Source organism: Pseudomonas gorinensis, from assembly GCF_042015035.1.
Classification (GTDB): Bacteria; Pseudomonadota; Gammaproteobacteria; order Pseudomonadales; family Pseudomonadaceae; genus Aquipseudomonas; species Aquipseudomonas gorinensis.
On record NZ_CP167125.1, the window covers coordinates 616589 to 628560 of the forward strand.

Below are 11972 nucleotides of genomic sequence, written 5' to 3' on the forward strand. Positions count from 1 at the left end.
ACAGTGACGGAGACCGGTACCCATGAAGACGTTTTTAAGCCCTGTGGTGGGAGCCGCCATGGCGAGCTTTATGCTGTCTGCCCATGCCGATTTTATCGATGACAGCCACGCCGACGTGACCCTGCTCAACCGCTACCTCAACCAGCAGGGGCGTGACGTGGTTGGCAGCAATGCCAAGGCCCACAGCATTCGGGATTGGGGCCAGGGGTTCGAGTTCAACTTCAAATCGGGCTACACCGAGGGGCCGGTTGGCTTTGGCTTGGACCTGCAAGCGTTCTACGGCTTGAAGCTGGATTCCGGCGGCGACCTCAACGACAAGGACCACCAGGGCCGCTACCCTGGCAGCATGTTCCCGCTGGACAACGGCAAGTCCGCCGACCAATTCGGTGTGCTCAGCCCGACCTTCAAGATGCGCTTTGCCAAGGATGAGTTGCGCGTTGGCACGCTGTACGGCAACAACCCGGTGCTGGCCAACACCGACGGGCGTCTGTACCAGCAGACCAACACCGGTGTGCAACTGGTGTCCAAGGACCTCAGTGACTTTACCTTCACCGGCGGCGATATTTTCAAGACCAAGATCCGCAACGAAACCGGCGACCAGGGCATGATCACCGCCGGCGGGACCAAAGAAAGTGACCGCTTCCTGTTCGGCGGTGCGGACTACACCGGCCTACAGAACACCACTGTCAGCTTGTGGTACTCCAACCTTGAGGATTACTACCAGCAGTTCTTCCTCGGCGCCAAGCGCCATGACGCCTTGTCAGTCGGTGCGATCGACACCGATGTACGCGTGTTCCGCAGCCTGGGGGTAGGCGGTAACGCCGATGGCGACAAAGACTTTGCCGGCGCCGGTTTATATGGCGATGGCAGCACCAAGGGGCGCATCAACCAGTCCACCGTCAGCCTGCTGGAAAGCTACAGCCTGGAGGGCCATACCGTCGGCCTGGGCATCCAGAAAAACAGTGGCGACAGCGACTTCCCGTACCTGGATTCCGGCCTGAACAGCGGCGATAACCGGCAAGGGCCTGGCTCGGGTGCCGACACTCCGGCGTTGACCAACATGCAGTTGAACAAATTCCAGCACGCGGGTGAGCGCACCTGGCTGGCGCAATACAAATATGACTTCGGCAAGCTTGGCCTCAACGGCCTGACGTTCTCCGCTGCCTATGCCCACGGCGATGACATCCGCACTGCCCAAGGCACCACCAGCGAATGGGAACGTAACGTGGCCGTGGCCTATCAAGTGCCGACCGGGACCCTCAAGGGCCTTGGTGTCACATGGAAAAACGCGCACGCCAGCCCGGACATTACCGGCGCCACGGTGCAGGACGAAAACCGCTTCTATGTCAGCTATGTCGTTCCCCTCTGGTAGGCAATTGCTGTAAAACGGAAAGGCAGACTTAAGCGATTCAGCTGGTTAAAAGGCCTGGGAATATCGTTATTCCCAGGCCTTATTTGCCTACGTCCAAGAGAGGATTCGATGACTTACATTGCTGCCGAAAACCGCTATGAATCTATCCCGTATCGCCGCGTAGGCCGCAGTGGACTGGTGCTGCCGGCACTGTCCCTGGGCCTGTGGCACAACTTTGGCGACAGCACCCCGATCGACACACAACGCGCCCTGTTGCGCACCGCGTTCGACCTTGGGATCAACCACTTCGACTTGGCCAACAACTACGGCCCGCCCTACGGCAGCGCCGAGATCAACTTCGGCCGTTTGCTGCGCGAAGACTTCAAGCACTACCGCGACGAATTGATCATCTCCAGCAAAGCCGGTTGGGACATGTGGCCGGGCCCTTACGGCCAGGGCGGCGGCTCGCGCAAATATGTGCTGGCAAGCCTGGACCAGAGCCTGCAACGCCTGGGCGTCGACTACGTGGATATTTTCTACTCCCACCGCTTCGACGCCGACACCCCCCTGGAAGAAACCGCCAGCGCCCTCGCCACCGCCGTGCAGCAGGGCAAGGCGCTGTACATCGGTATCTCTTCTTACTCCGGTGTGAAAACCCGCGAAATCGCCGCCCTGCTCAAAGAGTGGAAAGTGCCGCTGCTGATCCACCAACCGGCCTATAACCTGCTTAACCGCTGGGTGGAAAAAGACCTGCTGGACACCACCGAAGAACTCGGCGCCGGGGTGATCGCATTCACGCCGCTGGCCCAGGGCCTGCTCACCGACAAGTACCTCAACGGCGTGCCGGCCGACGCCCGGGTCAACCGTCCGGGTGGCGGTTCGTTGCAGGCCAAGCACCTGTCTGAAACCAACATCGCCCACGTACGTGCACTGAACGAAATCGCCCAGCGCCGTGGCCAAAGCCTGGCGCAACTGGCGCTGGCCTGGACCTTGCGTGACCCTCGGGTGACCAGCGCGCTGATCGGTGCAAGCCGGCCGGAGCAGATCATCGAGAACGTCGGGGCGTTGAAGAACTTGAGCTTCACCGCCGAGGAACTGGCGGAGATCGATCGGTTTGCGCAGGAAGGCGGGATCAACTTGTGGGAAAAGCCATCCAGCGCTGAATAACCCGGCTGCACTGGGTCAATGAGGGAGGGGGCAAACCCCCTCCCTCATTTGATTTTCAGTGTGGCGACTAGAACGGCACATCCCCAAGAATCGTCGCCCGATGCATCACCCGCCGTTGCGGCCGGTAGTCATCCACCGCGTAATGCTGGGTTACGCGGTTATCCCAGAACGCCACGTCATTTTCCTGCCAGCGCCAGCGAATGGTGAACTCCGGGCGGGTCGCATGGGCGAACAACAGCTTGAGGATCGCCTCGCTTTCAGCAGGCTCAAGCTCATTGATCCTGGTGGTGAACCCCTCACTGACGAACAGCGACTTGCGCCCACTCACCGGATGCGTGCGCACCACAGGGTGTGACAGCGGTGGGTTCTTCTTGCGGGTTTCTTCCCAGCGCGCCAGGTCTTCGGCGGTGTTGCCGAAGCGCTCCAGCGGGAAGGACTTGATGAAGTCATGGGTTGCCGTCAGCCCGTTGAGCAGCGCTTTCAACGGCTCCGACAACGCCTCGTACGCGGCAATGCCACTGGCCCACAACGTGTCGCCACCAAACGCGGGCAGCTGCTTGGCACTCAACACCGCGCCGAGGGCAGGGGTGGGCAGGAAGGTCACGTCGGTGTGCCATACGGCATTGTCGCGTACGTCGGTGACGGCGGTGTCGAGGATCAGCACTTCGGGCTGTTCCGGCACGTTGGGGTAGATCGGGTGGATGTGCAGGTCGCCGAAATTCGCCGCAAACCGCGCCTGTTGCTGCGGCGTGATCGGCTGGTCGCGGAAGAACAGCACGGAGTGGGTGAGCAACGCCTGTTCGATGGCGTCGCGTTGTTCGATGTTCAGCGGTTGGGTGATATCCACGCCACTGATCTGGGCGCCCAGGGCGGTGCTTAATGGGGTAACGGTCAGGCTGCTCATGCTGTTCTCACTTAATGTGCCTGGCCGTGCCATGGCACTAATTTACGCTGCAGGGCGCGCAGGCCCATTTCCATGGCGAAGGCGATCAGTGCGATCACCAGAATGCCAAGCACCACCACATCGGTGACCAGGAATTGCGCCGCTGACTGCACCATGAAACCCAGGCCGCTGGTGGCGGCGATCAACTCGGCGGCGACCAGGGTCGACCAGCCCACCCCTAAACCAATGCGCACGCCGGTGAGAATGTCCGGCAGCGCGCTGGGCAGGATCACATGGCGGATCAACTGCGCGCGGGTGGCGCCCAATGATTGCGCGGCGCGCAGCTTGGCCGGGTCGACGGTGCGCACACCGGTCGCGGTGGCGATGGCGATCGGCGCAAAGATCGCCAGGTAAATCAGCAACACCTTGGACAGCTCGCCGATACCGCACCAGATCACGATCAACGGCAGGTAGGCCAGGGGCGGAATCGGCCGGTAGAACTCGATCAGCGGGTCGAGAATGCCGCGGGCAATGCGGTTGGAACCGATGGCAATACCCACGGGCACGGCGGTCAACACCGCAAAGCCCAAGCCCAGGCCGATACGGCTGAGGCTCGCGCCCAGGTGCTGCCACAGAGTGGAATCCATGTAGCCGGACGTCGCCAGCAACCAGGCCTTTTGCAGCACGGCGGATGGCGGCGGCAGGAACAGCGGTTCGATCAAGCCCGTGGCGGTCACCGCCCACCAGATCGCCAGCAAGGCGACCAGGGTCAGCAGGCTGATCCAGCGTGTGCTCAAGCTGCGACGCGCGGGGATAACCACGTGCGCTACCGGCTTTGCAGCGGTGGCGGGGAGTTCGTAGCTGCTCATGCGGACACCTGCCGTTGCGAGAACACTTTGCCCAGCACGTGTTCGCGGGTTTCGATAAAGCGTGGGTCGGACTTGATCGCACGCGCCGCTTCACCGGCCGCGTAGCGCTGGCCGAAGTCCAGGTGCAGGCGCTCGACGATCTGGCCTGGGTTGGGCGCCAGCAGGATCAGGTCGGTGGCAAGGAATACGGCCTCTTCGATGTCATGGGTAATCAGGAAGGTCGGCTTGGCCGTGCGCTTCCAGACTTGCAGCAACAGCTCCTGCATCTGCTCGCGGGTGAAGGCATCGAGGGCGCCGAAGGGTTCGTCCATCAGCAATACGCGAGGATCTGCCGCCAGGGCGCGAGCCAGGCCCACGCGCTGTTTCTGCCCGCCCGACAGTTGCCAGATGCGGCGGCTGTCAAAACCGGCCAGGTCCACCAGCGCGAGCATTTCCCGCGCACGGGCTTCGCGTTGCGCCTTGGGCACGCCGGCCAGCTCAAGGCCGAAACCGACGTTGGCCAGCACGTCCTGCCAGGGCAGCAGGGCGTCGTCCTGGAACACCACGCCGCGTTCGGCGCTGGGGCCTTTGACCGGTATGCCATCGAGGGTGATGCGCCCGGCAGAAGGTTCGACAAAGCCGGCGATCAGGTTCAACAGCGAAGTCTTGCCACTGCCGGACGGGCCGAGGGCCACCAGCAATTGCTGAGGCCCAAGGTTCAGTGAAATGTCAGCCAGTACCGGTTCTGTGGCGCCTGGGTACTGTGCGCTGATGCGCTCCAGTTGTAGCAAGGCCATCGCGATGAACTCCTTGAATCAGTGGGTGATGAACTTGGCGCTGACGTAAGGGGCGTAGTCCGGCAGCACGGCCTCGACCTTGCCTTGTTCCTTGAGGAACGCGGCGGTGTCGGTCACCGCTTTGGTGGTCGGTGCGCCCAGCAAGGTCACCTGGTCAGCGGCCAGCGGGTAGACGTTGCCTTGCAGCAGCAACGGGATGTCGCTGGCCTTGGCGCCGGAGAGTTTCACCAGCTTGTCGACGTTGCCTTTGTCGGCCAGCCAGGCTTGTGGGTCTTTGCGGTACTCGGCGTAGGCATCGAGCGTGACTTTGGCGAACGCGCTGACGATTTCCGGGTGTTTCTCGGCAAAGTCCTTACGCACGATCCACGCATCGAAGGTGGGCGCACCGAACTTGGCCAGTTCGCCGGAGGTGATCAGCACCTTGCCGTTTTCCTTGGCTACGCCCAGGGCTGGGTCCCACACGTAGGTGGCGTCGATATCACCGCGCTTCCAGGCGGCGATGATTGCCGGTGGTGCGAGGTTGAGGATGGTGACTTTCGACGGGTCGATATTCCAATGCTTCAACGCGGCCAACAGGCTGTAGTGGCCGGTGGATACGAACGGTACCGCGACTTTCTTGCCGATCAGGTCCTGGGGGCCGTTGATCCCGGAACCGTTGCGCGCCACCAGGGCTTCGGCACCGCCGATCTGGGTGGCGACGAGGAAGGTTTCCACTGGCACTTTGCGGGTGATCGCAGCGGTCAGTGGGCTGGAACCGAGGTAGCCGATTTGCACATCGCCGGAGGCGATGGCGGCGATGATATCGGCGCCGTTGTCGAATTTGCGCCAGTCGATCTTGGCGTGGGTGGCTTTTTCATAAGCACCGTCGGCCTGGGCGACTTTGGCCGGGTCCACGGTGGTCTGGTAGGCGATTGTCACATCCGCCGCCTGGGCAAACAGGCTGGCACCGGCCAGGGACAACGCCGCCAAGAGGCGCAGAGGGGTAAGCAGTTTCAAGGGGAAGCTCCTCAATCAAGCGGCCGAGGGTCGGCATGTGAGGAGACTAAATGATCTAAGAATCCGAAAATAAATAACATTTTCGAATTAGCTTATGTGGAGAAAAGTTGAGGCTGATCTTGAGATTGAAGAAGGCAAATGTGGGAGGGGGCAAGCCCGAATGCCAGTCAGTTAAGGCTTTTTGGTAGGAGCGATTTACGCTGGCATTAGGGCAAGCCCCCTGCCACAGGGGACCGAGTAGGTTCTTAGTTGCTGATGGCGAGGATGCTCGCCTGGTACGACCCGACAAACACATCGAAGTCGCCCACTTCGTTCTGCTCCAGTTCCGCCTGTTGTGCCAGCGACGTGCGCGCCAGCTCTTCAAAGCGCGCCTGCTCAGCAGCTGGCAGTGGCTCCCGGCGGAAATGCTCGGCATGCACCTCGCTTTGGTGCAGGGAGAACTGCGCGAAGCTTTCCTTGCGTTCGGCCATCGCCGCCAGCACTTGGGCCGAGGGGGTCAGCGACGGGTCGTTGACCTTTGCCAACTGAGCGTCCAGCGCCTGGCTGTGCTCGGTGATGCCGTGGCTTTCATCAAGCAGGGCTGCCAGGGGCGCGATCTGCTCCAGCAACTCGGTGGCCCATTCCTTCATGTCCACGGCCTGGCCCTTGCGCTGCAATTGCAGGCCGGGGCGGCGGCCTTCCTTGACCACGCTGAGGAAGTTGGAGGTGGCGTTGCCGCACTCGTTGTTGGCGAACAACGGGCTGTCGTTCAGCGCGCAATACAACAGGAAGGCGTCGAGGAAGCGCGACTCTGGCAGGTCGATGCCCATCGGCAGGAACGGGTTGATGTCCAGGCAACGCACTTCGATGTACTGGATGCCGCGCGCCATCAGGGCCTGGATCGGCCGCTCGCCGGTGTAGGTCACGCGCTTGGGGCGGATGTTGGAGTAGTACTCGTTTTCGATCTGCAGGATGTTGGTGTTGAGCTGAACCCATTCACCATCCTTGTGGGTGCCGATTTCGACGTAGGGCGCGTAGGGCGTTGCGACTGCCTTGCGCAGGCTGTCGGTGTAGCTGGCGAGGTCGTTGTAGCACGGCGTCAGGCCGGCCTGGGCGTTGCTCTGGTAACCCAGGTCGCTCATGCGCAGGCTGGTGGCGTACGGCAGGTACAGGGTGTCGGCATCCAGCACTTCCAACTGGTGCGAGCGCCCGCGCAGGAAGCCGGCGTCCAGGGCCGGCGAGGCGCCGAACAGGTACATCAGCAGCCAGCTGTAGCGGCGGAAGTTACGTATCAGCGCGATATAGGCGTCGGACTGGTAGTCGCGGTCGGTGCCAACAAAACCTTCGGTTTCCTTGAGCAGTGGCCACAGCTGTTCCGGCAACGAGAAGTTGTAGTGAATTCCGGCGATGCATTGCATGGTCTTGCCGTAACGCAAGGCCAGGCCCTTGCGGTACACATACTTGAGCTGGCCGATATTGGAGGTGCCGTAGTAGGCAATCGGAATATCTTCCTCGGCCGGCAACGGGCACGGCATCGAGGGGCTCCACAGGTATTCGCTGCCGAGCTTGGAATAAGCGAAGCGATGGATCTTGTCCAGGCTGCTCAGGGTATCGGCCGGGTTGGGCAGGGCTGGTGTAATGAACTCCAGCAGCGATTCCGAGTAGTCGGTGGTGATCTGCTCATGGGTCAACGCGGCGCCCAGGGCTTCAGGGTGCGGGGTTTGCGCCAGGCGTCCCTCACTGGTGACACGCAGGCATTCGCGCTCGATGCCATGCAGGCAATGCTCTAGCAGGGAGAGGTGTTCGCGCTTGCCGAGCAGGGCCAGGCGGCGGTTGAGAAGTTCGCTCAAGTTGGATTCCTTCACGCGTCAGTCGCCCCAATATGGGGGTGGGCAGGACGGTCTACAAGGGTGAAGTTAAAACTGGCGTTATCGCCTGGTTTTGAGTCGATTTGACTCGCTTTGAAAAAGCCTACTTCACTCCATGAATTGGGCTATAGCGCAGCAAGAAAATTCCGACGCCGTTATCGCAGCGCCGAAATTAACTCAAATCGAGGGTGGGGAGCTATAGGACAGCGAAGGTGCCTTGCGCTTTTGCGACAAGTCTTTCGTCCTGGTACACGTCAGCCTCGACGACCAGCGTGCGACGGCCTGCGTGGATCACTCGGGAGGTGCACAGCACATCACCGTCTTCCACTGCGCGGATGTAGTTGATCTTGCACTCGATGGTCGCGCTCTGCTGGTCGAACCCATGGGAGCTGGAGCACGCCAGCCCCATGGTGATGTCCACCAGGCTGAAAATCGCCCCGCCATGGAGCTTGCCTGCGCGGTTGCGCAAGTGCGGCTCCAGGGTCAGGGCCACCTCGGCAACGCCTGGCTCCAGGCGTTGCAGGCGGCAGCCGATCAGCTCGCTGAACGCGCTCTGGGTCAAGCCGGCTGGGATCTCCATCAGCGCTTCTTCAACTGCTTGGCATTGGCGAACAGCGAAGCCATGGCGTTGTTGGCCGGGGCGGCGGTCGCGGTTTCCTTGCGCGGCGCGTTGTTCTGCGACGGCCGGGGGGCCGAGCCTGGGCGTGCGCCACGGGCGCCGTCGATTTTCTCGCCGGGGGTGTCGCTCATGCGCATCGACAGGCCGACGCGTTTGCGCGGGATGTCGACTTCCATGACCTTGACCTTGACCACATCACCGGCTTTCACCGCTTCGCGCGGGTCCTTGATGAACTTCTCCGAAAGTGCAGAGATATGCACCAAGCCGTCCTGATGCACGCCGATGTCCACGAAGGCGCCGAAGTTGGTCACGTTGGTCACCACGCCTTCGAGGATCATGCCCAGTTGCAGGTCCTTGAGGTCTTCGACGCCGTCCTGGAACTCGGCGGTCTTGAACTCGGGACGCGGGTCGCGGCCAGGTTTCTCCAACTCTTGCAGGATGTCGGTGATGGTCGGTACGCCGAAGGTTTCATCGGTGTACTTCTTCGGGTCCAGGCGCTTGAGGAATGCGGCATCGCCGATCAGCGAACGGATATCGCGGTCGGTCTCGGCGGCAATGCGCTGGACCAGCGGGTAGGCTTCCGGGTGGACCGCCGAGGCGTCCAGTGGGTTGTCGCCGTTCATGACGCGCAGGAAGCCGGCGGCCTGTTCGAAGGTTTTTTCGCCCAGGCGGGCGACTTTTTTCAGCGCGGCGCGGGTCTTGAACGCACCGTTTTCGTCGCGATGGGTCACGATGTTCTGTGCCAGGGTGGCGTTGAGCCCGGAGATACGCGCCAGCAGTGCGACGGAGGCGGTGTTCACGTCCACGCCCACGGCGTTCACGCAGTCTTCCACGACCGCATCCAGGCCGCGCGCCAGTTTCAGCTGCGACACGTCGTGCTGGTACTGGCCGACGCCGATGGATTTAGGGTCGATCTTCACCAGCTCGGCCAACGGATCCTGCAGGCGACGGGCGATGGACACGGCGCCACGGATCGACACATCGAGGTCCGGGAATTCCTTGGACGCCAGCTCCGACGCCGAATACACCGACGCACCGGCTTCGGAAACCATCACCTTGGTCATCTTCATTGCTGGGTATTTTTTGATCAGTTCGGCGGCCAGCTTGTCGGTTTCACGGCTGGCGGTGCCGTTGCCGATGGCGATCAGGTCCACGGCGTGCTTGGCGCACAGGGCGGCCAGGATCGCGAGGGTCTGGTCCCACTTGTTGTGCGGTACGTGCGGGTACACGGTGGCGTGGTCCAGCAACTTGCCGGTGGCGTCGACCACGGCGACCTTGCAGCCGGTGCGCAGGCCCGGGTCGAGGCCCAGTGTGGCGCGCGGGCCGGCCGGGGCGGCCAGCAGCAGGTCATGCAGGTTGTGGGCGAATACGTTGATCGCCTCGGTTTCGGCACCGTCGCGCAGCTCGCCGAGCAGGTCGGTTTCCAGGTGGGTGTAGAGCTTGACCTTCCAGGTCCAGCGCACCACTTCACCGAGCCACTTGTCGGCAGGACGGTTCTGGTTCTGGATGCCGAATTGCTGGCCGATCATGCCTTCGCACGGGTGCATGGTACCGGGCAGTTCGTCGCCGACTTTCAGCGCGGAGCTGAGAATGCCTTCGTTGCGGCCGCGGAAAATCGCCAGGGCGCGGTGGGACGGCATGCTTTTCAGCGGTTCGTCGTGTTCGAAATAGTCGCGGAACTTGGCGCCTTCTTCCTCTTTGCCGGCGATGACGCGGGCGCTGAGGGTGGCTTCCTGTTTCAGGTAATTGCGCAGTTTTTCCAGCAGGTTGGCGTCTTCGGCGAAACGCTCCATCAGGATGTACTTGGCGCCTTCGAGGGCGGCCTTCACATCGGCGACGCCTTTTTCGGCGTTGATGAAGCGCGCGGCTTCGGTCTCCGGGGTCAGCGACGGGTCGTTGAACAGGCCGTCGGCCAGCTCGCCCAGGCCGGCCTCCAGGGCGATCTGGCCCTTGGTGCGGCGCTTCTGTTTGTAGGGCAGGTAAAGGTCTTCGAGGCGGGTCTTGGTGTCGGCGAGCTTGATGTCGCGTTCCAATTGCGGGGTCAACTTGCCCTGTTCCTCGATGCTGGCGAGGATACTGATGCGCCGTTCGTCGAGTTCTCGCAGGTAGCGCAGGCGTTCTTCCAAGTGTCGCAACTGGATGTCGTCGAGGCTGCCGGTCACTTCTTTTCGGTAACGGGCGATGAAGGGCACCGTGGAGCCTTCATCCAGTAGAGCGACGGCCGCTTCGACCTGTTGTGGGCGTACGCCGAGTTCTTCGGCGATGCGGCTGTTGATGCTGTCCATAAAACCACCTGAAATTCTTAGAAGCAGCTCGCAGGCCCGGAAAACAAGGCCTTGCGAGGCTGGTTGAGCGGCCCGACTGGCGCCGCTGCCTGGGTCAAGAGGCTGCCTATTGACCCTCGAAATCGAAAAAATCACGACAAGCGGGTGAAAAAAGCCCGGCAGTAAGCGGTAACGATCTGACGTTGCCCTGCACGAAGGCGCCGCATTATAACCAGCGTTCTGCCCTTGGGGGGTACTGCGCCAAATGTGAGGCAGGGCACGGGTTCGCTGGCGGTAGAGGAAAAATCTGCTAACAATGCACACGGTGCGTATAACGGCAGCTACGCCATAATGCGCGCCGAGATAAGAGGAGCATCCAATGAGCAGCACTGCACAAACTGCTGAAGGCGAAAAAATTCTCATCGTTGACGACGATCCGGGGCTGAGCAGCCTGCTGGAGCGCTTTTTCAACTCCAAGGGCTATCGTGCCCGCGCGGTACCGAATACCGAGCAGATGGACCGCCTGCTGGGGCGTGAAGTGTTCAACCTGGTCGTACTCGACCTGATGTTGCCTGGCGAAGACGGCCTCACCGCCTGCAAACGCCTGCGCAGCGCAAACAACCAGATTCCCATCATCATGCTGACTGCCAAGGGTGATGAGCTGAGCCGCATCAAGGGCCTGGAACTGGGCGCTGATGACTATCTGGCCAAACCGTTCAACCCTGACGAGTTGATGTTGCGGGTCAAGGCCGTATTGCGTCGCCAGGCACCTTCGGTACCGGGTGCTCCGGGCAGTGAAGACGAAAGCGTCACCTTTGGCGACTACGAGCTGTCCCTGGCCACCCGTGAACTCAAGCGTGGTGACGAAGTTCACATGCTGACTACCGGTGAATTCGCCGTGCTCAAGGCCCTGGTGATGAACGCGCGCCAGCCGCTGACCCGCGACAAGCTGATGAACCTGGCCCGTGGCCGCGAGTGGGATGCCCTGGAACGCTCCATCGACGTGCAGATTTCCCGTCTGCGCCGGATGATCGAGCCGGACCCATCCAAGCCGCGGTATATCCAGACGGTATGGGGTGTGGGTTACGTGTTCGTGCCGGATGGCACCGCAACCAAGTGACCAATGATTTGCAGGGGCGGGTATCCTGGCGATTGGCCCGATGAGGGTCGACGGGATACCCGGCGTCTGCAATTCTGCGA

General features: G+C 61.8%; 10 protein-coding genes. 3 read left to right on the forward strand and 7 right to left on the reverse strand.

The features are described 5' to 3' along the window. The first annotated feature begins 22 nt into the window (after positions 1–22). On the forward strand, positions 23–1372 hold the full coding sequence (locus tag AB7933_RS02760) for an OprD family outer membrane porin (RefSeq protein WP_024072791.1): 1350 nt from the start codon (positions 23–25) through the stop codon (positions 1370–1372). A 108-nt stretch (positions 1373–1480) separates the two neighbouring features. Continuing rightward, a complete protein-coding gene (mgrA, locus tag AB7933_RS02765; RefSeq protein WP_024072792.1) occupies positions 1481–2518 on the forward strand; it encodes an L-glyceraldehyde 3-phosphate reductase in 1038 nt (345 codons plus the stop codon). A gap of 67 nt (positions 2519–2585) precedes the next feature. Here mgrA and tauD read toward each other — a convergent pair whose 3' ends face one another. The 7 genes from tauD to AB7933_RS02800 all read right to left on the reverse strand — a co-directional run bounded on the left by tauD (position 2586) and on the right by AB7933_RS02800 (position 10793). Beyond that, positions 2586–3422, reverse strand: coding sequence for a taurine dioxygenase (gene tauD, locus AB7933_RS02770; RefSeq protein WP_024072793.1), 837 nt, complete (start codon positions 3420–3422; stop codon positions 2586–2588). A gap of 11 nt (positions 3423–3433) precedes the next feature. After that, positions 3434–4270, reverse strand: coding sequence for a taurine ABC transporter permease TauC (gene tauC / locus AB7933_RS02775; RefSeq protein WP_024072794.1), 837 nt, complete (start codon positions 4268–4270; stop codon positions 3434–3436). Beyond that, positions 4267–5046 carry a taurine ABC transporter ATP-binding subunit gene (tauB, locus tag AB7933_RS02780; RefSeq protein WP_024072795.1) on the reverse strand — a complete coding sequence of 260 codons (780 nt, stop codon included), beginning with the start codon at positions 5044–5046 and terminating at the stop codon, positions 4267–4269. The genes tauC and tauB overlap by 4 nt, the downstream gene beginning before the upstream one ends. Before the next feature lie 18 nt (positions 5047–5064). Next, the gene (gene tauA, locus AB7933_RS02785) at positions 5065–6042 is read right to left on the reverse strand and encodes a taurine ABC transporter substrate-binding protein (RefSeq protein WP_024072796.1); all 978 of its coding nucleotides are present in this window, start codon (positions 6040–6042) and stop codon (positions 5065–5067) included. A gap of 245 nt (positions 6043–6287) precedes the next feature. Further along, positions 6288–7871, reverse strand: coding sequence for a glutamate--cysteine ligase (gene gshA / locus AB7933_RS02790; RefSeq protein WP_024072797.1), 1584 nt, complete (start codon positions 7869–7871; stop codon positions 6288–6290). 214 nt (positions 7872–8085) lie between these two features. Then, complete coding sequence (locus AB7933_RS02795) at positions 8086–8469, reverse strand: PaaI family thioesterase (protein WP_024072798.1); 384 nt, start codon at positions 8467–8469, stop codon at positions 8086–8088. Continuing rightward, positions 8469–10793, reverse strand: a complete 2325-nt coding sequence (locus AB7933_RS02800; protein WP_024072799.1) for a Tex family protein — start codon at positions 10791–10793, stop codon at positions 8469–8471. The genes AB7933_RS02795 and AB7933_RS02800 overlap by 1 nt, the downstream gene beginning before the upstream one ends. Positions 10794–11151: 358 nt before the next feature. Here AB7933_RS02800 and ompR point away from each other — a divergent pair, with 358 nt between their 5' ends. After that, on the forward strand, positions 11152–11892 hold the full coding sequence (ompR, locus tag AB7933_RS02805; protein WP_024072800.1) for a two-component system response regulator OmpR: 741 nt from the start codon (positions 11152–11154) through the stop codon (positions 11890–11892). Positions 11893–11972 lie beyond the last annotated feature (80 nt).